Source organism: Azospirillum sp. TSO35-2 (genome assembly GCF_003116095.1).
Classification (GTDB): domain Bacteria; phylum Pseudomonadota; class Alphaproteobacteria; order Azospirillales; family Azospirillaceae; genus Azospirillum.
Genome location: NZ_LGRA01000008.1, coordinates 731,274 through 754,209, shown reverse-complemented (window position 1 = coordinate 754,209; position 22,936 = coordinate 731,274). Strand labels below are relative to the sequence as shown.

The following is a 22,936-nucleotide window of genomic DNA, read 5'->3' as shown; positions in this document are numbered from 1 at the left end:
GGCCCATGACGATCGACGAGATTATCGCCGGAAAAAATCCGGAAGCGCTGCCCGACGGCCATTTCATCGACGGTCGCTTTCGCCGCGCGTCCGACGCCCGGATGATGGAAAGCTACGATCCCGGCCGGGCCGAGGCCTTCGCCAGCTTCACCAACGGCACGGCGGATGACGTCGACGAGGCCGTCGACAGCGCCCGCCGGGCTTTTTCCGGCGTGTGGCGCGATGTGGCGCCGGCCGAGCGCGGCCGCATTCTCTTCCGCGCCGCGGCGCTGCTGCGCGAGGAGGGGGAGCGGTTCGCGGTCATCGAATCGCTCGACAGCGGCAAACCTCTGTCCGAGGCGCGCGGTGACGTCAGGGGGGCCGCCCGCGCCTTCGAATATTACGCCGGCGCCACCGACAAGCTCCAAGGCGACAGCTTTCCGCTGGCGCGGGGCTATCTCGGCTTCAGCCTTCACGAACCGATGGGGGTTTCCGCCCAGATCATTCCGTGGAATTTTCCGATCTCGACGGCGGCGCGCAGCATCGCACCGGCGCTCGCCGCCGGCTGCGCCGTGGTCGCCAAACCCGCCGAGCAGACTCCCTTCACCGCCCTGCTGCTCGCCGAGCTGCTGAGTCGTGCCGGCCTGCCGAATGGCGTCTGCAATGTCGTCACCGGCACGGGGGCCGCGACGGGCGCGCCGCTGGTGGCGCATCCGGGCATCGACCAGATCACCTTCACCGGCTCGGTCGCCACCGGCCAGTCCGTGATGCGCTCGGCCGCCGATCATGTGACGAGGCTGGTTCTTGAACTTGGCGGCAAGTCGCCCGTCATCGTGCTGGCCGATTGCGATCGCGAAGCGGCCATCACCGGCGTTCTCGGCGCGATCTTCGAAAACGCCGGCCAGATCTGTTCGGCCGGGTCGCGTCTGGTGATCGAGCGCTCCATCCACGATGATTTTGTCGCGGAGCTCGTCAAACGAGCGGAAGCGTTTCGCATCGGGCACGGGCTCCGCGATCCGGATTTCGGCCCGCTCAACTCCAAGGCCCACCTGCAGAAGGTGTCCGGCTTCGTCGACGCCGCGCGCAAACGCGGCGTGACGGTGCTGACCGGCGGCGAGACCACCTGCGATCCCGAATCCGGAAAGGGCTGGTTCTACAAGCCGACCATCATCGACGACGCGGCGGCGACCGACGATCTGGTGCGCGAGGAGATTTTCGGACCTGTCCTGACCGTCCAGATCGCCGAAGACGCCGCGCACGCCTTGGCGCTGGCGAACGACTGCCGGTACGGCTTGGTTGCGGGCGTCTACACAAGCAACATCGCCAACGCGCTGAAGCTGGCTCGCGACATCGACGCCGGGCAGATCTTCATCAACGAGTATTTTGCCGGCGGCATCGAGCTGCCATTCGGCGGCAACAAGCTCTCGGGCTTCGGCAGGGAAAAAGGCATCGAGGGCATGCTTTCCTATTCCAAAACGAAGAGCATCGCCATCAAGTTGTAAGATCGGCTTGGAGCAAGGACGTCCTGTCAATCGGGAGACCGTCGCAAACCTGGGGGGAGGATGGTACGGCGTGTCCGACTGGCCGCACCACGGCGGAGCCGGCCGACGCCGTCTCCCGCACCCGCTGGCGGCTCTGGCACGGTCAGACCGAACGGGCGCTGGGCTTGATTGGCGACACCCCGGCTGGCCTCGACGCCGGCCTGAAGGCCGCCGACGGCCCGCCGGTCCGGACGATGGCGACGCGGCCGCGCGCCCTGGAACCTATGTTGGCGGGCCAAGCCGACCTGATCATCGACTGCGCCGCCGCCCGACACCGGGGCGAGCCCATTGCTACAACGACGATCGAAAGCACGGTCCAGCGCCTGCCGCACCGGCGCATGGCGCTCACCGGATGCTGAAGGTCCGCACCGCGGTGCTGACTGGGACGTTCGCCGCGGATCACGCCGCCGCGGAGCCATACACCCGGCGCCCCTTCCGCCGTGCGGCGTGACGGCTCCCAGGTTGGCGACGATCTCACCAAACCAACAAGCCTCCCGGAAGATCGGTGCGGTTCAGTGGGCGCCGACACCAACGAAGAGGCCATTTCGCGTCAGCCGCGCGGTCGCGTCGATGGCAAGGGATAGCCCAGAATTGGCGAAGGCCAGCAACTTCAATGAGTTGCTGGCCTTCAGAATGGTGGTCCCGACTGGGATTGAACCAGTGACCCCTACGATGTCAACGTAGTGCTCTCCCGCTGAGCTACAGGACCTCAGAACTCTTACTCTCTCGCCCCAGAAACTGGAGCGGGCGAAGGGATTCGAACCCTCGACCCCAACCTTGGCAAGGTTGTGCTCTACCCCTGAGCTACGCCCGCGCTCCCGTCGTCCGGGAGCGGCTTTGTACGGAAACGCGGCCTCCGCCGCAAGGGGAAAATTCGCCCCATCGCCATTTTTCTCCGGCCCCGTGGAAAGGCCGTCGCGCGCCGCCCCCGCCTTGCCTTATGGTCCCCTCCATACGGCAACGGATGGAGACTGCGGCATGGCCGGCACCATCACTCTCGGGCGCGATGGTGTGGTCGCGACCCTGACCCTGTCCAACCCGGACAAGCTGAACGCCTTCGACAAGCCGATGTGGCACGCCCTGATCGGCCATCTGGCGACGCTGGAGGCCGACGGCGCCGTCCGCGTCGTCGTGCTGCGCGGCGGCCCCGGCGCCAGCGGCGCCCGCGCCTTCTCCCCCGGCGCCGACATCTCGGAGTTCGAGAGCGAGCGCAACAGCCCCGAACAGGGCGCCGACTACGGCGAGTTGATGGACGAGGGGCTGGATGGCTTGCGCGCCCTGCGCCACCCGGTGCTGGCGGCGATCGACGGGCCGTGCTGCGGCATCGGGCTGGCGGTGGCGCTGGCCTGCGACCTCCGGGTCTGCTCGGAGAGCAGCCGCTTCGGCGTGCCGGTCAGCCGGCTCGGCATCTCGATGGGGCCGTCGGAGCTGAAGCTGGTCGCCGACGTCGCCGGCGGCCCGGCGGCGCTGGAGATCCTGCTGGAAGGCCGCGTCTTCAGCGCGGCGGAGGCCAAGGACAAGCGGTTGGTCCACCGGATCGTCCCCGACGAGGGCTTCGAGGCCGAGATCGCCGCGACCTGCCAGCGCATCGCCGCCGGCGCGCCGCTGGCCGCGACGCTGCACAAGCGCACCGTCCACCGTCTGGCCGATCCGGCGCCGCTGAGCGACGCGGAAATCGCCGAATGCTACCGCTGCTTCGGCACCGAAGACTTCCGCGAGGGCTACCGCGCGTTCCTGGCCAAGCGGAAACCGGTGTTCACGGGGCGCTGATCCTCGGGGTGGTGCTGTGGGGGTTCACAAGATTTCCACGGATGTCACGGATTTATACACGGATTTAACGGATTTTTTTCTATGGCTTGCCCAAGCGGCTGTTCCTTGGCCGGCACAGCTTTGCCAAACAACATCCGTGCAATCCGTGTCTAAATCCGTGACATCCGTGTAAATCTTGCCCGCCCACCCCGAACCTTTCAAGAAACAACAGGTTTCCCAACCCACGCATGGCTGGGCTTTCGCATCCGCGATGGTCAACGCGGCGGAACGCCTCACATTCGTAGCGTTCCGCTTCCTGCCTGACGGTCCGTCATGTCGCGCGTCACCCCGCTGATCATCGCCTGCGCCCTGTTCATGGAGAATCTGGACTCGACGGTGATCGCCACCGCGTTGCCGGGCATCGCCCATTCGCTGGGCGAGGATCCGTTGCGGCTCAGCTTGGCGATGACCTCCTACATGCTGGCGCTGGCGGTGTTCCTGCCGGTCAGCGGCTGGGCGGCCGACCGCTTCGGGGCGCGCACCGTCTTCGCCAGCGCCATCGGCGTCTTCACGCTGGGCTCCATCGCCTGCGGCCTGTCCAACGGGCTGGTCGAGCTGCTGGCCGCCCGCATCGTCCAGGGCATCGGCGGGGCGATGATGGTGCCGGTCGGCCGGCTGATCCTGCTGCGCACCGTGCCCAAGGACCAGCTGGTCGGCGCCATGGCGCGGATGACCCTGCCGGCGCTGATCGGGCCGGCGCTGGGGCCGCTGGTCGGCGGCGCCATCACCACCTACGCCTCGTGGCGCTGGATCTTCTTCATCAACGTGCCGATCGGGCTGGTCGGCATCGGCTTGGTCCTCAGCCTGATCCCCAACCTGAAGGAGGAGCAGCGCGACCCCTTCGACGCCCGCGGCTTCCTGTGGAGCGCCGTGGCGCTCGCCGCCTTCATGTTCGGCTTCGAGAATGTCGGGCGCGACCTGCTGCCGGCCACCGCCGTGGCCACCCTGCTGGCGGTGGCGCTGGTGGCGACGGTCGCCTATCTCCACCACGCCCGCCGGGTGGCGCGGCCGGTGCTGGATCCGTCGCTGTTCCGGCTGCCGACCTACCGCGCCTCGGTCCTGGGCGGCACGCTGTTCCGCATCGGCATCGGCGCCGTTCCCTTCCTGATGCCGGTGATGCTGCAGATCGGCTTCGGCCTGACCGCCTTCGAGTCGGGCGCCCTGACCTTCGCCGGGGCGGCGGGCGCGCTGACCATGAAGGCGCTGGCCGGGCCGATCCTGCGCTGGGCCGGGTTCCGCCGGGTGCTGTCGGTCAACGCGCTGGTCAGCGGCGTCGTGCTCGCCAGCTACGCCGCCTTCCGCCCGGACACGCCGCATCTGCTGATCCTGGGCGCGCTGCTGCTGGGCGGCTTCTTCCGCTCGCTCCAGTTCACCGGCATGAACACGCTGAGCTACGCCGAGGTGCCGCAGCCGATGACCAGCCGCGCCAACACGCTGGCCAGCGTGATGCAGCAGTTGTCGCTGAGCCTGGGCGTCGCGGTGGGCGCCACCGCGCTGCACCTGACCGTGCAATGGACCGGCGGTGCCCTGACCCCGGGCTCCTTCGTGCCGGCCTTCCTGACGGTCGGGCTGATGGCCTGCCTGTCCAGCCTGTTCTTCCTGCGCCTGCCCGCCGACGCCGGCGCGGAGATCAGCGGCCACCATCCCCACGCGATCGGGACCGCGGGGCCGACCCCGGCGCAGGACCACGCCCACCGGGCCGCCGCCCTGACCGACGCCGCGGATTAGCAAAAGCGGCGACGAGCCGTTTCCGAGCATCGGCAACATCCCCGTCCATTGCACGGATATCCCGAGATAGCTGACCATTCGGATGAGAATAATTCCGGTGATCATGATTAATTTTCGTGCGAATCGCTCTCGGTAGAGCGTGCGTTCCGGGCGCGTTCCCGCTATAAACATGCATGGCGGCCATGCGCCGTCCTCAAGAAAAACGGGAGGCTCCGGGCCAATGCGTTCCGGGGCGGGACAGCATGATGGATTGGGACAAGCTTCGGGTTTTCCACGCGGTGGCCGAAGCCGGCAGCTTCACGCACGCCGGCGAGACGTTGAACCTCAGCCAGTCGGCGGTCAGCCGCCAGATCAGCGCGCTTGAAGAGAGCCTGGGCGTTCCCCTGTTCCACCGCCACGCCCGCGGTCTGATCCTGACGGAGCAGGGCGAGCTTCTGCACCGCACCGCCCGCGACGTCTTCGCCAAGCTGTCGATGACCGAGGCGATGCTGACCGAAAGCCGGGAGCATCCCAAGGGGCCGCTGCGGGTGACGACGACGGTCGCCTTCGGCTCGACCTGGCTGACGCCCCGCATCAACGAGTTCATGTCGATCTACCCCGACATCCAGCTGACGCTGCTGATCGACGACGACGAGCTGGACCTGGCGATGCGTGAGGCGGACATCGCCATCCGCATGAACACGCCGCGCCAGCCGGACCTGATCCAGCGGCACCTGATGTCGATCCGCTTCCACCTCTACGCCAGCCAGAGCTACCTGAAGAAGAAGGGGACGCCCAAGACCCTGGCGGAGCTGGACAGCCACGACCTGATCACCTACCCGCCGGACGTGCGGGCGCCGATCCCCAACGTCAACTGGATCATGGAGATGGGCGACCCGTCGCCGAACCGGAAGCCGATCCTGCAGGTGAACAGCGTCTACGCCATCTACCGCGCGGTGGAGAGCGGGCTGGGCATCGGTGCGCTGCCCGACTTCCTGGTCGACAGCTTCTCCAAGGATGTGACCCGCATCCTGCCCGACGTCGACGGTCCGAAGGTCGACGCCTACTTCGTGTATGCCGAAGAATTGCGCCATTCCAAGCGAATCGCGGTCTTCCGCGATTTCCTGGTCAAAAAAGTGGCAGAAACCCCGTTCTAAGACGGCCGCGACACCGTCTTTCCACAAGACAATCGCCCAAAACAAACCGCACCGCTCCATCCATTGGCAGCGGCGCGGTTTGTTTTGGGCATTTTTGTTAGTTTCCTAAGCGTCTTTTGAAGCCATGCGTGTCTTGCATGGTAGATTTATACATTTGTGCCTGGAAAGTTGGCAGGAGAATGGTCAAATTCTCATCATTGGATGTTGCGACGCAGCATTCGATGTTTCGTCCCGGAGGTCTCCCCTCCGGGGTTGGGTCCTCGGACCCAGCGTCTCCCAGACGTGAAGCCTCCCTGTTCAACTCGCCGCTAATCCATCGGGTTAGCGGCGGTTTTTTTTATGTGGGCAGAGCCTGGGGTCTCACCAGGGTCTCAAGATCGCTCCGCTTGGTGGGCTGGCCCTCCCCAGCGCTGCCGGCAGCCCCTGCACGAGCGGGCGCTCATCCACCTGTTGATCAGGACGCCGCTCGCCAACGGGACGGGTCCTTGATGGCCTCCTTGAACATCCCGACGTCGCGCCGCAGCCCCAGGCCGCCTGATGCCGGTCCCCTCGGCTCAAACCGGCGCGAGTCCCGGCTCCCGTTGCGCCGGGAAGCTTGCCCCCAGCAACCGGCAGCGGCGGAACCGCAGCGCTTCAGCGGCACCGCCGCACATCGGCAGCGCGCACCACAACGCCCCGCAGCGGCGGCACTGGACCGCGTTCAGGGTGCGCTGGCGGCGGGTTTCGGCGTGATCGGGGATGTAGGCGCAATAACGCAAACCTGGCGCATGCCTGTTGCGATGATCCCGCAGGAGCCGGAAGCGGTACGGTATCACGAAGCACGCTGGCGGAAGCACCCGACCGCGGTGCTCTACCGGCGGGCGGGCATCGGACGGCTGCCGCTCCACGTCATGCGGTGGAGCCGGTCGACGGTGCTGCTCGACCTGCAGGACGCGGCGCGGGGGCGCTCAAGGCAGGGTCTGGACGTCTGGACCTCGACCGGCCGCATGAACCGGGATCGGCTCCCCGGGAAAGGCATCTGACGACGGTCCTGAAGGCGGGATTTTGCCCTCGCCCGCATGGCATGAGGCGGCGTGCCGTCGGAACCGTCTTTACGGTTGTCTAACCATGCCGGTGCCACTGTCCACCCAGGTGGCGGTTCTCTAACCTTGGGGTGGGCCGGTGCAGTCCGACGTGGTGTTGCTTGATCCTCCGCCCCGGTCGCAGGCGGCCGGCGTCTCCGCGGCCACGCTGCGGCTGACGGTGGCGGGGGAGGCATGGTCCCTGCCGATGGACGCGGTGCGCGGCATCGCCGAGATGGGGTCGGTGACGGCGCTGCCGCTGGCCGAACCGCCGGTCGAGGGCGTGGCCGCCATCGAAGGCTGTCCGCTCACCGTGGTCGACACAGCCCGCGCGCTGGGCCGGACGGCCGGCGCCGGACGGGTCCTGGTGGTCGTCGCCACCGCGGTGGGCGAGCTTGCGCTGCGGGTGGACGAGGCCCGCATGGCCGGACGCCCCGACGCGCCGGAGCTGGATATCGCCGGGCTGCTGCCCTGGGCCGGAGCCGCCGTCGCGGTGGCTGCGGGGGGCCGGCCGCCGCGCCGGGCGGCCACGGCGCTCCCGCTGCTGCATGCCCGCCACGGTGCGACGGAGGTCGCCTTGCGGATCGACCGGCTGGACCGCATCGGGCGGCCCGTCCGGATCGACGCGATGCCCGGATCGCCGGATTCCCTGATCCATCTGGACGAGGAGCTGTACGCCGCGCGCTTTCTGTCGCCCGACGGGACCGGGACGGCGCCCCACGCGCTGATTCTCCGGGGCGACGCTGGCGATCGTGCGGCGCTGCTGGTCGATAACGCGCTGAGCGTCGAACGCTGCCCGCTCGACCGGCTGGCGGCGGTGCGGCATTCGGATGGCAGCCGCTCGCTCTGGTGGCGCCGGGCCGAGGGCGCCTCGCTGCGGGTGGTCGATCCCGGCCCGCTGTTCGGCTGGGCGGCCTGCGCCGACGACCGCCTGCAGCCGGGTGGCCCGCTGCCCGGCGCGCCGTTGTTCAGCCACGCGGCGCGCGGCGGCCGGCCGGAGGTCCTCGTGCTGGAGATCGCCGGCCATGCGGTGGCCCTGCCCCTGGCCCTGGTTGGTGAGGTCGAGGATGGCGGCGCGGCGGGCGGCGGGGTCAGGGTGCGGCTGGCCGGCATGCGCCGCCGTCTTCACGCCGATCGCGCGCGGCTGCTGGACGTGGGGGCGTCCGACTGGCGGAGCCTGAAGGCGCTGCCGCCGGCCGCCGCCCTGCTGTTCGACGCGGCGCGCTGGGATGGTCCGGCGGCGCGCTGGGTGTTCCGGGCGAACATCGACACTTTGACTCAACCGGGCGGGAAGCGTGTAGCATGGGCGCCGAAGCGGGCGCTGGCGGCGGCTTGGCGGGGATGGGCGGCGGGCCATGCTGCTTCGGCCGAAGCGCCTTGCCCGGAACGTCTTGCCCGGAGCGCCTTTCCTGCAACCGGATCGAACCTGTCGGTGACTGCCTCGCCATGACCATCAAGACGAAACTGCGCCTTGCCTTCCTGCTGATGATCGTCTTGTTCGCCCTGTTCGGAGCGGTGGCGTTGACGGCGTTGAGCATGGTCAGCCGTGACATCGGCCACATCGCCGGTGACGTCCTGCCCAGCGTGGTGGCGACCAACACCATCAACACCGCGACCAGCAACTACCGCGCCGACGAGCTGCGCCACATCCTCAGCACCGATCCGGCCGAGATGAAGCGGCTTGAGGCCGACCTCGCCAAGCTGCGGAACGAGGTCGCGGTGTGGCGGGCGCGCTATGAACCGCTGGTCGATACTCCGGATGAGCGGGAGCGTTACGCGAATTTCTCCCGCGATTACGCCGCCTATCTCACGAGCAGCGACCGGATGTTGGAACGATCGGCAAGGAACGAAAACCTCGATGCCGTCGGCATGATCAAGGAATCCGGCCGGCTGTTCGACGATTTCAGCGACGATCTGGTCGCGCTGGTGCAGCTGGCCCAGGCCGACAGCGAGAAGACGAGCAAGGCGGCGACCACGGTCGCGTCGCGCGGGCAGACCGTCATCATCGCCGGGCTGACGGCGGCCATCGCCTTCGCGCTGTTCTGCATGTGGCTGGTCGAGACGATGATCTCGCGGCCGCTGGCCGGGCTGACCGGAACCCTGCACAAGGTCGGCGCCGGCGATCTCTCGGTCGAGGTCGCCCTGACCGACCGCGTCGACGACATCGGCCAGATGGCCCGCGCGACCGCGGCGACCATCGGCTCGGTCAAGGGGCTGACCGGCGACGTCGGCACGCTGGTGGACGCCGCCCAGTCCGGCACCCTGTCGGCGCGGGCCGAGCGCGGGCGGCACCAGGGCGAATACGCCACGCTGGTCGGCGGTCTGAACGAACTGATCGAAACCCTGACCAAACCGCTGTTCGAGGTGGTGTCGGTCATGCAACTTCTGTCGGCCGGCGACCTCCAGGGCCGCATGACCGGCACTTACGAGGGTGATCTGCGGGCGCTGAAGGCCAACATGAACCGCAGCCTCGACGCGCTGGTCAGCCTGCTGGGCGAGCTGGCGACGGTCGCCGGGCGGATGGCCGAGGGCGACCTGACGGGCGCCGTCGCCGGGTCCTACCAGGGCGATTTCGCGGTGCTGAAGGGCAACGTGAACCGCGCGCAGGAGCGGCTGCGCGTCCTGATCGGCAGCGTCGCCGACGACACCGAGCAGATCGCCGCCGCCGTGACCGAAACCTCGGCCGCCGCGCGGCAGGTCGCCGAGGAATCCGACCGCCAGCTGGTCAGCCTGACCGCGGTGGCGGGCGCCGTCAGCCAGACCGCGCAATCGGTCGGGGAGATCGCCGCCAACGCCGGCCGCGGCCGCGACCTTGCGACCGCCACCGCCGGACTGGCGGAAGAGGGGCGGGTCAAGCTGGCCCATCTGTCCGGCGCGGTGGAGCGCATCGCCACCGCCCATGACCGGATCGAGCGCATCGCCGGCACCATCACCCGCATCGCCGACAAGACGCACATCCTGTCGCTGAACGCCGGCATCGAGGCCGCCCGCGCCGGGGAGCAGGGGCTGGGATTCGGCATCGTCGCCCAGCAGATCGGCCGGTTGGCCGAGGACGCGGCGCTGGCGGTGCGCGACATCGAAGTCATCGTCGCCGAATCGGGGGCGACCGTGCGCGAGGGGGTGGCGACCGCCGGGGAGGCCCGCGGGTCGATCGAGCGCATCGCCGAGGCGGCGCGCGACAGCGGCGGCGCCGTGCAGGCGATCTCCGCCGCCATGGCGCAGCAGACCGTCGCGGTGCAGGAGCTGGTCCGCCGCCTGTCCGAACTGCGCGCCGGCAGCGAAGGCAACGCCGCCGCCGCCGAGGAGATCAGCGCGACGATGGAGGAGCTGGCCCGCATGATCCACCGGGCGCGCGACCAGGTCGGCCGCTTCCGGCTGGCCTGACCGGGAGGAACGGCGGATGGCCGCGTCGAAGATCGTCACCCACCTGAACAGGCTGCTGCTGCCGCTGGCCGGTTGCCTGCTGCTGGGCGGCGCCCTGTATCTGGAGGGCAACGCCTACCAGATGGCCGGCGTCGAGGCGCTGGAAAGCGGCTGGCGGGTGCTGGGCTATGCGCTCAGCGTCGGGCTGATCCTGTCAATGGCGACCCTGCTGCAACGGCTGGTGCAGTATGTTCTGCTCGACGGGCTGGTCGCCGGGGCGATGGGCGCGCCGGTGCCGCGCCTGCTCAGCCAGTTGTCGGGGCTGCTGATCTTCCTGCTCGCCTTCGGGGCGATCGCCGGCTTCGTCTTCAAGCAGGATTTGACGGTGCTGTGGGCGGCGTCCGGCGTGGCCGGCGTCGTGCTCGGCATGGCGCTGCGCGAACTGCTGCTCGACATCTTCACCGGGCTGGCGCTGAACCTCGACCGGCCGGTGAAGATCGGTGACCATGTGCGGCTGCACAAGGCGGGCGACGAGACGCTGCAAGGCCGCATCGTCGAGATCAGCTGGCGCAGCACCCGGTTGAAGGACGACATGGGCAATCTGGTGATCGTGCCGAACAGCCGCATCGCCGCCTCCACCATCACCAACCATTCGATGCCGGAGCCCTGGCTGGAATTCATGGTGTCGTTGGTCCTGGACGCCCGAGTGCCGACCGACCGGGTTCTGCGCATCCTGGAGGCGGCGGTGATCGAGGCATCGCTGGCCTTCGCACCCCCCACGGCGCCGCCGCCCGGCGTCGGGATCCGCGCCATCACCCTGAACGGGGTGGAGTATGGCGTGTATTTCAACCCGCCGGTCGAAAAACGCTACCGCGCGCGCAGCATCGTGCTGGCGCATGTGCTGCGCCATCTCGACCGCGCCGGCCTGCGCCCGGCCTGGCCCAAGGAGGAGCACAGCGCCGGCGACCCGGAAACGGGGGTGTGGCGGGCGGTCGATGCCGACGGGCTGGCGCGGCTGCTCGGCACCACGGCGCCGCTGAGCGCGCTGGACGCCGCCGACCGCGCGGTGTTGGCCGGGGCGATCCGCCTGCGCCGCCTGCCCGCCGGCCTGACGCTGGCGCAGGCGGGGGAGACCGCCGTCGCCTTCCACATCGTGATCGAGGGGCTGCTGACCGCCGAGGCGGCGCGCGGGCGCGGTGCCGGTGCGGCCGCCGCCCCGCTCGGGCCGGGGCGCTTGGTGGGGATGGGGGCGCTGCTGCTGGGCGCCGCGCACGGCGAGACGGTGCGCTGCCGGACCGAGACACTGGTCGGCGAGATCACCATGGACACGTTGCGCCTCGTGCTGGAGCGGCGGCCGGACGCGGCGGAAACGCTGAGCCGGGCGGCGGCGGCGCTGCTGGCCCAGGACGGCGGGGCCGCGCGCGGCGCCTTTGCCGGCGAGGAGGATCTCGCCGCCGACATCCTGTCGAACCTGCGGCGGGCGGCCGGGCTGGGACGGCTGGCGCTTTGGTGCACGGACGCCGCGGTCGCCCACGACGAGGATGTCGGATAGGCGATCGGCCAAGCGAACGCGCGGCACCGGCGGCCCCTCGGTTCTGGGGGGAACCTCCCAGACGTGACGCCCTCCCGTTCAACTCGCCGCTGATCCATCGGGTTAGCGGCGGTTTTTTATGGGGATGGCGCTTCGCCGCGGCCCGGCCCCCGTTGCCCGCCGACGGCCGAGGATGGACAAGCCGGGGGAAGCGCGGCCAGACTGCGCATCGGCACGACCCGCTGCACCCCAAGGAACCGCCCCTGTGAAGCCCGCCCCATCCTCGATTCTGGTCGACGCGGTCGGCCCTGAACATTTCACCCTCACGGTGCTGTTCGACGGCCAGCGCTTCGACTGCGGCCGCTACATCAGCCGGGTCGCGGCGATGCAGGCCGGGCGGCTGTTCATCCAGCGCAAGGAGGGCGAGGCCGCCGGCGGCCGGACCAAGCGGAAGCCGGGACGGGGATGAACGACCACCCCTCGCCCGCCCCCTCCCCCGACGACGAGCGCGCCCGCAACGCCGCCAACATCGGCGCCGTCGTCGCCGTCCTGATCGTGCTGGGGCTCGGCTATTGGCTGATGGGCGCGCTGGCGCAACAGTCGAAGACCGAGGACTGCCTGCTTGCCCACCGGCGGAACTGCGGCAGCGTCGAAGCGCCACCGCCATCCTGAGCAGCGCCATCCCGACCACCCGGCGCCCCGTTCAGCCGCGCCAGGGCACCACGCCGGGCGGCAGGCGGCGGCCGAGCGCGCCGGCCGCCAGCATCGCCGCCAGCACGACCAGGATGGCGACGACGCCCAGCGCGGCCGCCAGGGTCGGGCTGCCGCCCTCCTCCAGCGCGTAGACGACGACGCCCAGCGTCTCGCGCCCCTGCGACCACAGCAGGATCGACACCGTCAGCTCGTTGAAGGCGGTCAGGAACACCAGCAGGCCACCGGCCGCCGCGGCCGGGGCGACCAGCGGCGCGACGACGGTCAGCAGGCGGCGGATCGCGCCGGCGCCGGTGGCGCGGGCGGCCTCCTCCAGCGTCGGGTCGAGCGCGGCGCAGGCGGCCTGCACCGGCCGCAGGGCCAGCGGCAGGAAGCGCGCCAGATAGGCGGCGAGGATGATCCACAAGGTGCCGTACAGGCTGAGGCCCAGCCCCGGCAGCGGCTTCAGGAACAGCAGGATGCAGCCGATGCCCAGCACGACGCCCGGCACGGCGTGCGGCAGTTCGACCAGCACGCCGATGGCGCGGGCGACGCGGCCGGCGCCGCCGGGCCGGGCCATGGCGTGGGCCAGCGGCACCGCCAGCAGGCCGAGCGCCACCGCCGCAGTCCCCGACAGCAGCACCGAGTTGGCGAAGGCCCGGCCGACCTGGTCGAGCGCCAGCACCTCGGCGTAATGCCCCAGCGTCAGGGTGCCGGCGCCGAGCGGCAGGCCATAGACCCGGACCAGGCTGGTCGCCAGCAACGCCGCCAGCGGCGCCGCCACCACCAGCAGCAGGACGGTCCAGGCCAGCGCCTCCACCGGCCGGCGCGCCCGCCCGAGCGGCAGCGGCGCCAGCGGACGGGCACCGCCGGGCAGCCGGGCGCCGATCCGCGCCTGCAGGAGGGTCTGGGCGACGATGCCCAGGCAGGCGATGACGCCGACCAGCGCGGCCAGCACCGCCACCTCGGGCAGGGCGGACGGGCCGAAGCCGGCAAGGCGGCGGTAGATCAGCGTCGGCAGCGTCGGGATCCCGGCCGGCACGCCCAGCAGGGCCGGCACGCCGAAATTGCCCAGCGCCGCGACGAAGGCCATGGCGAGGCCGGCGATGAAGCCGGGCAGGCACAGCGGCAGCAGCACCTGCCGGACCGCCAGCCAGGGCCCGGCGCCCGACGCCCGCGCCGCCTCCATCATGGCGCCGGGCACCGCCCGCAGCGCCGCGCGCAGGGCGAGGAAGACCAGCGGCGCATGCTCGATCCCCATCACCAGCACCATGCCGGCGGCGGACTGGACCGGGTTCGGCGTGCCGACCCGCGGGGCGAGGCCGAGCGGCGCCAGCAGCGGGCTGCCCGACCCGGCCAGATGGGTCCAGGCCATCGCCACGATCTGCGGCGGGATCATCAGCGGGAGGATCAGGGCGAAGCTCATCGCCGTCCGGCCGCGCAGCCCGGTCAGCCCGATCAGCAGGGCGAAGGGTCCGCCGAGCAAGGCGGCGACCAGCGTCGCGCCGGCGGCGATGGCGACGCTGTTGCCCGCGGCCCGCCAGGTCGCCGGCGCCGCCAGCGCCCGGGTCAGGATCGCCGGATCGCCGGCCTCCCACAGCAGGCGCAGCACCGGCAGCACGACCAGAAGCCCGAGCAGGATCGGCCAGCCCCGGCCAACCCTTCCGCCGATCCCTCCGCCAACCCCTCCGCCAACCGGCCGGCCGAACCGGTTCCGGCGCCGCAGCGGATCGGCGCCTTGCCGGTCGCGGTCGGTCAGCGCCACCATCCCCGGCTCCCGCATCAGCCGCCGAACAGGTCGGCGAAGGCCCGCTTGTCGGCCTCGTCGTCGGCCAGCGCCTTGGCCGGGTCGTAGGGCAGCAGGGTGATGCCGGCCGGATCGGGGAAGCCGGCCGGCGGGGCCACGCCGGGCAGCGCCGGCAGGAAGCCCTGCTTCGACGCCAGTTCCTGCCCCTCGCGGCTCAGCAGGAAGGCGATGAAGGCCTTGGCCGCCGTCGGGTTCTTGGCGGTGCCGAGGATCGCCACCGGCTCGCCGACCGCGCTGACGCCTTCCTTGGGGAAGACGAAGGCGACGGGGGCGCCCTTCTGCTGCTCGCGGATCGGCAGGTAATCCACCACCATGCCGTACAGCTTGGCGCCGCCGGCAACGTCCTTCAGGATGCCGCCGTTGCCCTTGGCCGCGGTGGCGCCGTTGCGTTTCAGCGCCTCGTAATAGGCCATGCCCAGCGCCGGCTGCGTCTTGATCGCCGCCATGTGGATCGCCGCGGCGCCGGAATAGAGCGGGCTCGGCATCACGACGCTGCCCTTGGCCTCCGGCTTCAGCAGGTCGAGCCAGCTCTCGGGCTTCATCGGCGCGGCGGTGTTGTAGACGATGCCGGTGGTGATCAGCTTGGTGCCGAACCAATAGCCCTGCGGGTCGTGCGTGCCCGGCCGGTAGCCGGCGACCGGGGCGTCGGCATAGGGCATCAGCCGCTTGTCGGCCTTCAACGCTTCCATCGTCACCGCGTCGGCGATCAGCAGCAGGTCGGGCTGCGGCGCGCCGGCGGCGAACTCCGCCCGCAGCTTGTTCATCAGCTCGGTGGTGCCGTTGCGGATCCAGTCGACCTCGACACCGGGGTTCTTGGCCTTGAACGCCTCCACCGTCTGGCGGGCGTCGGCTTCGAGCTGGGAGGTGTAGAGCACCAGCTTGCCGCCGACCGGAGCGGCGTTCGCCGGATCGGCCGCCTGGACGGCCGGAGCGGACGTCAGCGTCAGCACCGCAGTGAGGGTGGCGGCGAGGGTGGCGAGGAACGCCTTCATCTCTGTCGTCTCCGTTGGGGGCGGGAATGGCCCCCCTGTCTACGCCTCGCCGATGACAGGCGCGTGACAGTGGGGCAGGATCGCCCCAAGGCCGGATCGCCCCGGGGCCGGATCGTATGGCCGGAACGAACAGCCGGATCGCACCAAGGGAGCACGCGGATGCCGTTGCGTCAGGAACTGGAAACAGGGCGGTTCGATGCGAGAGCCGAGGACGGAAACGTCCATGTCGTCGTCGAGGTCACCCGCTTCATCCAGATGATGACCTTCGCCGGCCCGGCCGGCTGGGTGCCCGAAGGGAAATCCTACCGCCTGGACAGCGGCGACGCGGTGGAGTCCTTGGACGGCGGCGGCTTCCGGATCACCGCGACCGCGGTGACGCTCCGGCGCGCCGGCTGATGCCTCGCCGCTCTCGCCGTGGCCTCCCACCTCAGGGCCCGTGGCCCAGGCCGCGCAGGACCTTGGCGGCGCCGCCGGCGGCGCGGCGGACATCCTCGAACAGCACCACCATTTCATAGGTCATCAAGAACACCCCGCTGTAGAACCACGGCCGGTAACGGTCTTCGAGCCACCAGACCAGCCGGTAGACGCCGGTCGTCGGCACCAGCCGCGCGGCGATGACGGCGCTGGCGATGCCGATCAGGGCGCCGGCGGTCACGTCGCCGGGATAATGCAGGCCGAGATAGACCCGCGGCAGGCAGACGACGACGGCCGCCCACAGGCAGGCCAGGACGCCCGCCAGACGGGACGGCCGGAAGAAGCTGGCCGCCAGGGCGAAGGCGATGGCGGCGTTGTCGCTGGGGAAGGAACTCCAGTTCTTCAGCGCCTCGCGGCTCTGGCCCAGCGGCGGGACGAAGGGGACGCTCAGGTCGTGCAGCGGGCGTGGCCGCTCCGGCATGAGCGCCTGGATCACCATGGACAGCAGCACGGCCAGCGCCGCACCGATGACCGCATCGACGACGAGGCGGCGGCTGCCGGTCGGACCGGCGTCACCCGTCCCTTCCTTGCGGAACCACAACCACCAGAGCGCCGCACAGAACGGGCCGATCTTGATGATGTAGAGGTTGGCGATGCCACGGACCGCCACGTCGAGCGCAACACTCTTGCCGGCAAGCTGATTGAGTGACAGCAGCAAGGCCTGATCGAGATGCACCAAAGCGTCCATGAATAATCCAATGCCTGCGAATCGAGCATCGTCAGTGTTGCGATTTTATGACATGGGCGGTCAATGGAACATCCGGCGGGCCCGTCCGGGGCGGCGGCCAATCGGTTGGGGGTGCCCCGGTCGGCGATCGGCGGACGTTCCGACCGGTTTGCGGACGCGGGATCACCGGGCCATCACCCAGGTCGTTTTCGTCGATAGGACGCCCCCGGAAGGGATAAATGCGTACAATCGCCCACGCATGAATGGCTGAAGGACCGCGCCATGCCCTGGGTCACCACCCGTCCCGCCGCTCTCCCCGTTCCCGCGGCACCACCACAGCGATTCCCGTGAATGGAACGGTGCAACATCGCCCGAAAGATGTTTCACCCGGTTTCAAACGTTCCACGGGAGATGCCTCGGCAGGGTGCAGACCGACGGGGACAGGCGGCATCGGATTCCGTATCTTCACCCCGTCACAATCCTGGGGAGAGATGATGGACAGGTCGATCCGCGTGGCCCAGCCGCTGCATGGACGGGCGGCGCGAGCCGGTGCGGTGCCGGTTTGGGCGCTGCTGGTCTGGTCGGTGCTTGGCGGCGCGAGCGCCCAGGCGTCGCCGTCCTTCGACTGCAAGGCGGCGGCGACGCCGGTGGAAAAGGCGATCTGCGCCGATTCCAAGCTGGCCGACGCTGACCAGGAGATCGCCGACGTCTACAAGACGCTGCAAGGCCTGTCCGGCACCGCCGACAAGGAGCGGCTGCGGAGCGAGCAGAAGGCGTGGATCGCCCAGCGCAACGGTTGCGCGACGGCGGCCTCCCCCGGCGCTTGCCTCGGGCCGGTGCTGGACGCGCGGCGCAAGGCGTTGGGCGAGGCGGTGCCGGCGGCGGTGGCAACGGTCGCCGGGATCGTCGACGGCATCGCCGGCGATCCGGCCGGCGCCGGGCGGCGGCTGGCCGAGTTGCGCGGCGGGCTGGGCAAGGGGTGGACGGCCTATCTGCTGCGTTTCGGCCCGTCGCCGGACCCGGCCAAGGCCAACACGCTGCTGCGCGAGGCGGTGGAGGGCATCGATGATTCCTTCGCCCGCGAAACGGCGCAAGGGCTCGACACCAGCACCGACGATGGCTTCCTGACCGCGCTGCGCGTCGTCAGCGACGAGGTCGAGATGGCGTGGCCCTGCTCGGTGATGGAGCGGCGTGGCAAGCCGGCCTGGAAGGCGATGGAGCCGCTGTACGGCAGCAACCGCGACAATTTCGGCCAATACCCGACCTGCAAGGATGACGGCGCGCTGCTCGACGCGCCGGCGTGGAAGGCGGTGGACGCGCTGCTGGCGCCGATGCTGGAGGCGGCGTCGGCCCGCACCGGCACCATCCGTTCCGCCACCTTCCGGCAGTTGAACGTCGACCGGCTGAAGTCGGCGGTCGACCCGCGGCTGTTCGTCGGCGACGCGCCGGAGCTTGCACCGCTGGTGACCGACGCCGCCGGCTGGCGCAACCCGCGCTGGATCGATGCCGGCTGGGGCAGCCGCTTCCGCGCCGCCGTCGACGCCGCGGTGGCGGCCTGGACGCCGCTGCTCGCCACCCGCTACGGCATCGCCACCGCCGACGCGCGGCGGATCGCCGAGGCGGTGGCGGCCCAGGGCCTGAGCGGCAGCGTCGGCCTGATCACCGACAACATGGAACTGCAGAAGGACACCCGCCTGCCCGACTGGCTGCGCGGGTCGTGGAGCTGGAGCGGCGGCGCCGACGACACGCCCTTCGCCGCCCCGTCGGGCACGGCGCGGATCGACGCGGCGAACGTCTGCGTCGGCACCGACTGCACCGGCTACGACGTGGCCGAACAGGGCGAGGGGGTCGAGATCGACGCCAAGCAGGTCAAGGCGCTGGGCGTCACCCCGGCCCCGGGCGCGGCGAAACAGGCGGTCAGCCTGGTTTCGGCGACCGGCGGTAGCGTCACCGCGATCCCGCTGGCCGGCGGCAACGCGCTGGTGTCCGGCTACGGCAAGGCGACGGTGCTGAAGCGGGCGGCGAAATGAGGGTGAATCGGACGGGGAGCGGCGATCGGGTTCCGGCTCCCCCGAAAGGCTTGCCTGCACCGCCGGGGTAGGCGACACTTCGCTGCGCGTGTTCCGGTTGCGGAACCGGACGCGGCTTTCTGGGGGGAGGCATGGCACGGAACCTCAAGGCGCTTGGGTTGTGGCGCACCGCCCTGGTCGCCAGCGTCCGCCAGGACGGGCCCGACCTGTCGGCGCGCCAACTGGCGATCCTGCTCCAGGTCTATCTGACCGACCCGCCGCACACCGTGCGCGGCCTGGCATCCCTGTTGAACATCTCCAAGCCGGCGGTCACCCGCGCGCTCGACCGGCTGTCGGTGCTGGGCTTCGTCAAGCGCAAGCGCGACACCGACGACAAGCGCAACGTCCTGGTCCAGCGCACGGTGAAGGGCAGCGTCCACCTGTCCGACTTCGCCGAACTGGTGATCGCCGCCGGCGCCGTCACCGCGGAGGACATGACCCAGGTCGAGGCCGACGAGGCGCTGGCCGCCGCCGCCAAGGCCCGGCTGGAGTCGCAGTTGCAGAACGCCCCGCCCGCGGACGGCACGGCCGACGCGGCGGAGCGCGTCGCAGCGCTCGCCGCCTCGCCCTGATCCGCTCAATAGCCGCGGCGGCGGTCCACCAGATTCGCCAGCGGCCGGCCGCTGCGAAACGCCGTGATGGCGTCGGCCACCTGCACGGCGGAGCGCGAGGGGTGGGTGATCGCCGCGACGTGCGGCGTGATGCGGATCTTCGGATGGCGCCAGAAGGGATGGTCGGCCGGCAGCGGCTCGGTGCCGAAGACATCCAGGCTGGCGCCGCGCAGATGACCGCGGTCCAGCGCCGCCAGCAGGTCGGCTTCGACCAGATGGCCGCCGCGCGCGGCGTTGACCACCACGGCGCCGGCCGGCAGGGCGGCGAACAGCTCGGCGTTCAGGATGCCGCGCGTCTCGGCGGTCAGCGGCAGCAGGCAGACCAGCAGGTCGCAGCGCGGCAGCATCGCCGCCAGCCCGTCGGCGCCGGAAAAGCTCTCCACGCCCTCGACGCTCTTCGGGCTGCGGCTCCAGCCCAGCAGGCGGTAGTCCATCGTCCGCAGGGTGCGGGCCGAGGCGGCGCCCAGCTCGCCCAAGCCCAGGACGCCGACCGTCACGTCCGACGCCGGGCGGTGGTCCAGCGGCTGCCAGCGCGACGCCGCCTGCAGCGCGCCATACTCGTCGACCAGCCGGTGCCAGCGCAGCACCTGCAGGGCGACGTAGCCGGCCATGTCGACCGTCAGCCCCTCCGACACCATGCGGACCAGCGGCACCTCGGGCAGGGTCGGGTCCTCCAGCAGCGGCTCCACCCCGGCGCCGAGCGAGACGATCAGGCGCAGGTTGGGCAGGCTCGCCAGCAGCCCGGCCGGCGGCTTCCACACCAGCGCCATGTCGATGTCGGCCACATCGCCGATGTCGGGCCAGACGCGCATCTCCAGGTCGGGAAGGTGCTTGGTGATCTCCGCGCGCCAGACGTCGGCGTTGTCGCTGGAGGAACAGAACAGAAGCGTCACGGCCGAACCCCTGCTATCCAGATGCTGTGTTGGGGTGCGAACGATAGCGCCTTTCCCGATCTCCGCAACAGAGCGAACCCGTGCCGCGCCTGATCCTGCTGAACAAACCCTACGGCGTGCTGCCGCAATTCACCGACGACCAGGGGCGGCCGACCCTGGCCGACCATGTCCCGGCGAAGGGGGTCTACGCCGCCGGCCGGCTCGACCGCGACAGCGAGGGGCTGCTGGCGCTGAGCGACGACGGCGGCCTGATCGCCCGCATCGCCGCGCCGAAGAACAAGATGCCCAAGACCTATTGGGTGCAGGTGGAGGGCGTGCCGACCGACGCGGCGCTGGAGGCGCTCCGCCGCGGCGTGACGCTGAAGGACGGCCCCACCCTGCCAGCCGAGGTGCGGCGGATGGACGAGCCGGCGGCGCTGTGGCCGCGCGACCCGCCGGTGCGCCACCGCGCCGCCATCCCGACCAGCTGGATCGCCCTGACCCTGCGCGAAGGCCGCAACCGTCAGGTCCGCCGCATGACCGCCGCGGTCGGCTTCCCGACGCTGCGGCTGATCCGCTGGTCGATCGGCGACTGGACGCTGGAGGGGCTGGCGCCGGGGCAGTGGCGCGAGGTCCCCCTCCCCGCATCCACCGGCCCGGCGCCCGCCCGCTCCAAGGTCACGCCGCGCCGAACAGCTGCTCCTCGCTCAGCGCCATCACGCTCGCGGAGCCGCTGACCACGGTGGTGCGCAGCGCCGCCGCGCGCGGCAGCACATGCTCGGCGTAGAAGCGGGCGGTCAGCGGCTTGGCCGACAGGAAGACACTGTCGGGATCGCCCTCCGCCAGCTGGGCCGTCGCCACCTTGGCGGCGCGGGCGAGCTGCCAGCCGCCGGCGACCACGCCCATCAGCTCCAGCAACGTGGCCGAGGCGGCGGCCGGCAGCCGCACATCCTGCGCCCCCGCCGTCAGCAGCCACGCCACCGCGTCCTTCGCCGCCTGCGCCGCGTCGGCCAGCGCCACGCCGGTGACGCGCAGCGCCTCGTCCGAGGCACCGCCCAGCTCGCGGCCGAGCGCGGCGATCTCGTCGAGCAGCCCGTTCGCCGCCCGGCCGCCGTCGCGCAGGATCTTGCGGTTGACGAGGTCGTTGGCCTGGATGGCGGTGGTGCCCTCGTAGATCGTGGTGATGCGGGCGTCGCGCAGATGCTGGGCGGCGCCGGTCTCCTCGATGAAGCCCATGCCGCCATGGACCTGCACGCCGTCCGACGCCAGTTGCAGGCCGGTTTCGGTGCACCAGCCCTTGGCGATCGGCGTCAGCAGGTCGACCAGCAGCCCGGCCTGGGCGCGGGCGCCCTCGTCGGCGTGGTGGTGCGCCACGTCCACCGCCGCCGCGGCGGTGTAGAGCAGGCCGCGCATCGCCTCGATCCGGCTCTTCATGCCCATCAGCAGGCGGCGGACGTCGGGGTGGTTGACGATGCCCTTCGACGCGCCCTCGGCCCAGCCCAGCGGCTTGCCCTGCACGCGGTCGCGGGCGTAGGCCAGCGCCTGCTGGTAGGCGCGCTCGGCGATCGACAGGCCCTGCATCGCCACCGACAGCCGGGCGTGGTTCATCATGGTGAACATGTATTCCAGGCCGCGGTTGGCCTCGCCGACCAGCCAGCCGGTCGCCCCGCCCTCGTCGCCGAAGGACAGCACGGCGGTCGGGCTGCCGTGGATGCCCAGCTTGTGCTCCAGCGAGACGCACTTGACCTGGTTGCGGGCGCCGACGCTGCCGTCGGCGTTCACCAGGAACTTCGGCACGACGAACAGGCTGATCCCCTTCACGCCCGGAGGCGCGTCGGGCAGGCGGGCCAGCACCAGATGGACGATGTTCTCCGTCAGGTCATGGTCGCCGTAGGTGATGAAGATCTTCTGGCCGGTGACGCGGTAATGGTCGCCTTCCGGCACCGCCCGCGACCGGATGGCGGCGAGGTCCGAGCCGGCCTGCGGCTCGGTGATGTTCATGGTGCCGGTCCACTCGCCCGAGATCATCCGCGGCAGGTAGATGTCCTTCAGCGCGTCGGTGGCGTAGAGCTGCATGGCGTTGACCGCGCCCTGCGTCAGCATCGGGCACAGCGCGAAGGCCATGTTGGCGGAATGCCACATCTCCTGCACCGCGGTGTTCAGCAGGTTGGGCAGGCCCATGCCGCCGCGCGCCGGGTCGAAGGGCAGCCCGTTCCAGCCGCCCTCCACCAGCGCCTGCCACGCCGCACCCCACCCCTCCGCCGTGCGGGCGACGCCGTCGGCGCCGAGCTTGGCACCCTGGACGTCACCGACGCCGTTCAGCGGGGCGAGGACATTCTCGGCGATCTTCGCCGCCTCGCCCAGGATGCTGTCCACCATGTCGGGGCTCGCGTCCTCGAAGCCCGGCAGGGCGGCGACGTCGGCCATGCCCGCGAGATGGTCGAGGATGAAGCGGATCTCTTTCAACGGCGGAACGTAGGGGATCGCGGCGGCGGTCATGGCGGGACCTCATGTCTGGACGGAAGAGGGGGAACTGGTGCTCACAGCGCCTGCTGCAACTCCGGCAGGGCCTTGAACAGGTCGGCGACGAGGCCGTAGTCGGCGAC

The 22,936-nt window shown here is 70.6% G+C and carries 19 protein-coding genes, 2 tRNA genes and 1 pseudogene; 15 read left to right on the top strand and 7 right to left on the bottom strand.

Annotation, left to right across the window (positions count from 1 at the left end):
• The first annotated feature begins 5 nt into the window (after nucleotides 1-5).
• Together TSO352_RS04885 and TSO352_RS04880 are read left to right on the top strand one after the other, a co-directional pair.
• Nucleotides 6-1,481 carry an aldehyde dehydrogenase family protein gene (locus tag TSO352_RS04885; protein WP_109106202.1) on the top strand — a complete coding sequence of 492 codons (1,476 nt, stop codon included), beginning with the start codon at nucleotides 6-8 and terminating at the stop codon, nucleotides 1,479-1,481.
• Nucleotides 1,482-1,585: 104 nt separating this feature from the next.
• Nucleotides 1,586-1,971: pseudogene (locus tag TSO352_RS04880) on the top strand (ISKra4 family transposase); the annotation flags it as partial.
• Nucleotides 1,972-2,154: 183 nt separating this feature from the next.
• On the opposite strand, the gene TSO352_RS04875 reads toward TSO352_RS04880, so the two are convergent.
• Both TSO352_RS04875 and TSO352_RS04870 read right to left on the bottom strand, forming a co-directional pair.
• Nucleotides 2,155-2,229: transfer RNA gene (locus TSO352_RS04875), tRNA-Val, on the bottom strand.
• 30 nt (nucleotides 2,230-2,259) lie between these two features.
• A tRNA-Gly gene (locus TSO352_RS04870) sits at nucleotides 2,260-2,334 on the bottom strand.
• A gap of 164 nt (nucleotides 2,335-2,498) precedes the next feature.
• Between TSO352_RS04870 and TSO352_RS04865 the strand changes: the two genes are divergently transcribed.
• The 9 genes from TSO352_RS04865 (at nucleotide 2,499) to TSO352_RS04825 (ending at nucleotide 12,820) form a co-directional block, all read left to right on the top strand.
• Nucleotides 2,499-3,290, top strand: coding sequence for an enoyl-CoA hydratase-related protein (locus TSO352_RS04865; protein WP_109106201.1), 792 nt, complete (start codon nucleotides 2,499-2,501; stop codon nucleotides 3,288-3,290).
• A 312-nt stretch (nucleotides 3,291-3,602) separates the two neighbouring features.
• Nucleotides 3,603-5,057 carry a DHA2 family efflux MFS transporter permease subunit gene (locus tag TSO352_RS04860; protein WP_109106200.1) on the top strand — a complete coding sequence of 485 codons (1,455 nt, stop codon included), beginning with the start codon at nucleotides 3,603-3,605 and terminating at the stop codon, nucleotides 5,055-5,057.
• A 245-nt stretch (nucleotides 5,058-5,302) separates the two neighbouring features.
• Nucleotides 5,303-6,193, top strand: coding sequence for a LysR family transcriptional regulator (locus tag TSO352_RS04855; protein ID WP_348770563.1), 891 nt, complete (start codon nucleotides 5,303-5,305; stop codon nucleotides 6,191-6,193).
• Between the two features lie 488 nt (nucleotides 6,194-6,681).
• Nucleotides 6,682-7,215, top strand: a complete 534-nt coding sequence (locus TSO352_RS32885; RefSeq protein ID WP_146210708.1) for a hypothetical protein — start codon at nucleotides 6,682-6,684, stop codon at nucleotides 7,213-7,215.
• Nucleotides 7,216-7,366: 151 nt separating this feature from the next.
• Entirely contained in the window at nucleotides 7,367-8,704 is a 1,338-nt protein-coding gene (locus TSO352_RS04845) for a chemotaxis protein CheW (protein WP_146210707.1), read from the top strand.
• Nucleotides 8,701-10,638, top strand: a complete 1,938-nt coding sequence (locus TSO352_RS04840) for an MCP four helix bundle domain-containing protein (RefSeq protein WP_158284521.1) — start codon at nucleotides 8,701-8,703, stop codon at nucleotides 10,636-10,638. The genes TSO352_RS04845 and TSO352_RS04840 overlap by 4 nt, the downstream gene beginning before the upstream one ends.
• A 16-nt stretch (nucleotides 10,639-10,654) precedes the next feature.
• Nucleotides 10,655-12,169 (top strand): mechanosensitive ion channel family protein, encoded by a 1,515-nt coding sequence (locus TSO352_RS04835; RefSeq protein WP_109106195.1) that lies wholly within the window; start codon nucleotides 10,655-10,657, stop codon nucleotides 12,167-12,169.
• Nucleotides 12,170-12,413: 244 nt separating this feature from the next.
• The gene (locus TSO352_RS04830; protein WP_109106194.1) at nucleotides 12,414-12,617 is read left to right on the top strand and encodes a hypothetical protein; all 204 of its coding nucleotides are present in this window, start codon (nucleotides 12,414-12,416) and stop codon (nucleotides 12,615-12,617) included.
• Nucleotides 12,614-12,820: a hypothetical protein gene (locus TSO352_RS04825; protein WP_109106193.1), complete on the top strand. Its 207-nt coding sequence runs from the start codon at nucleotides 12,614-12,616 to the stop codon at nucleotides 12,818-12,820. Before TSO352_RS04830 ends, TSO352_RS04825 begins: the two co-directional genes overlap by 4 nt.
• Nucleotides 12,821-12,851: 31 nt before the next feature.
• Here TSO352_RS04825 and TSO352_RS04820 read toward each other — a convergent pair whose 3' ends face one another.
• Entirely contained in the window at nucleotides 12,852-14,606 is a 1,755-nt protein-coding gene (locus TSO352_RS04820; protein ID WP_109106192.1) for an iron ABC transporter permease, read from the bottom strand.
• 14 nt (nucleotides 14,607-14,620) lie between these two features.
• Nucleotides 14,621-15,637, bottom strand: coding sequence for an ABC transporter substrate-binding protein (locus TSO352_RS04815; protein WP_109106191.1), 1,017 nt, complete (start codon nucleotides 15,635-15,637; stop codon nucleotides 14,621-14,623).
• A gap of 159 nt (nucleotides 15,638-15,796) precedes the next feature.
• Between TSO352_RS04815 and TSO352_RS04810 the strand changes: the two genes are divergently transcribed.
• On the top strand, nucleotides 15,797-16,033 hold the full coding sequence (locus tag TSO352_RS04810; RefSeq protein ID WP_109106190.1) for a hypothetical protein: 237 nt from the start codon (nucleotides 15,797-15,799) through the stop codon (nucleotides 16,031-16,033).
• 31 nt (nucleotides 16,034-16,064) lie between these two features.
• Here TSO352_RS04810 and TSO352_RS04805 read toward each other — a convergent pair whose 3' ends face one another.
• Nucleotides 16,065-16,799, bottom strand: a complete 735-nt coding sequence (locus TSO352_RS04805) for a phosphatase PAP2 family protein (protein WP_109106189.1) — start codon at nucleotides 16,797-16,799, stop codon at nucleotides 16,065-16,067.
• 473 nt (nucleotides 16,800-17,272) lie between these two features.
• On the opposite strand from TSO352_RS04805, the gene TSO352_RS04800 reads away from it, so the two are divergent.
• Together TSO352_RS04800 and TSO352_RS04795 are read left to right on the top strand one after the other, a co-directional pair.
• Nucleotides 17,273-18,808 (top strand): lysozyme inhibitor LprI family protein, encoded by a 1,536-nt coding sequence (locus TSO352_RS04800; RefSeq protein WP_247871904.1) that lies wholly within the window; start codon nucleotides 17,273-17,275, stop codon nucleotides 18,806-18,808.
• A 131-nt stretch (nucleotides 18,809-18,939) separates the two neighbouring features.
• Entirely contained in the window at nucleotides 18,940-19,419 is a 480-nt protein-coding gene (locus tag TSO352_RS04795) for a MarR family transcriptional regulator (RefSeq protein WP_348770545.1), read from the top strand.
• 5 nt (nucleotides 19,420-19,424) lie between these two features.
• Here TSO352_RS04795 and TSO352_RS04790 read toward each other — a convergent pair whose 3' ends face one another.
• Nucleotides 19,425-20,351 carry a glyoxylate/hydroxypyruvate reductase A gene (locus TSO352_RS04790; RefSeq protein WP_109106187.1) on the bottom strand — a complete coding sequence of 309 codons (927 nt, stop codon included), beginning with the start codon at nucleotides 20,349-20,351 and terminating at the stop codon, nucleotides 19,425-19,427.
• A gap of 80 nt (nucleotides 20,352-20,431) precedes the next feature.
• Between TSO352_RS04790 and TSO352_RS04785 the strand changes: the two genes are divergently transcribed.
• Entirely contained in the window at nucleotides 20,432-21,067 is a 636-nt protein-coding gene (locus TSO352_RS04785) for a pseudouridine synthase (protein ID WP_109106186.1), read from the top strand.
• Here TSO352_RS04785 and TSO352_RS04780 read toward each other — a convergent pair.
• Nucleotides 21,009-22,829 carry an acyl-CoA dehydrogenase family protein gene (locus tag TSO352_RS04780; protein WP_109106185.1) on the bottom strand — a complete coding sequence of 607 codons (1,821 nt, stop codon included), beginning with the start codon at nucleotides 22,827-22,829 and terminating at the stop codon, nucleotides 21,009-21,011. The two genes, TSO352_RS04785 and TSO352_RS04780, sit on opposite strands and share 59 nt — an antisense overlap.
• Nucleotides 22,830-22,936: the final 107 nt, after the last annotated feature.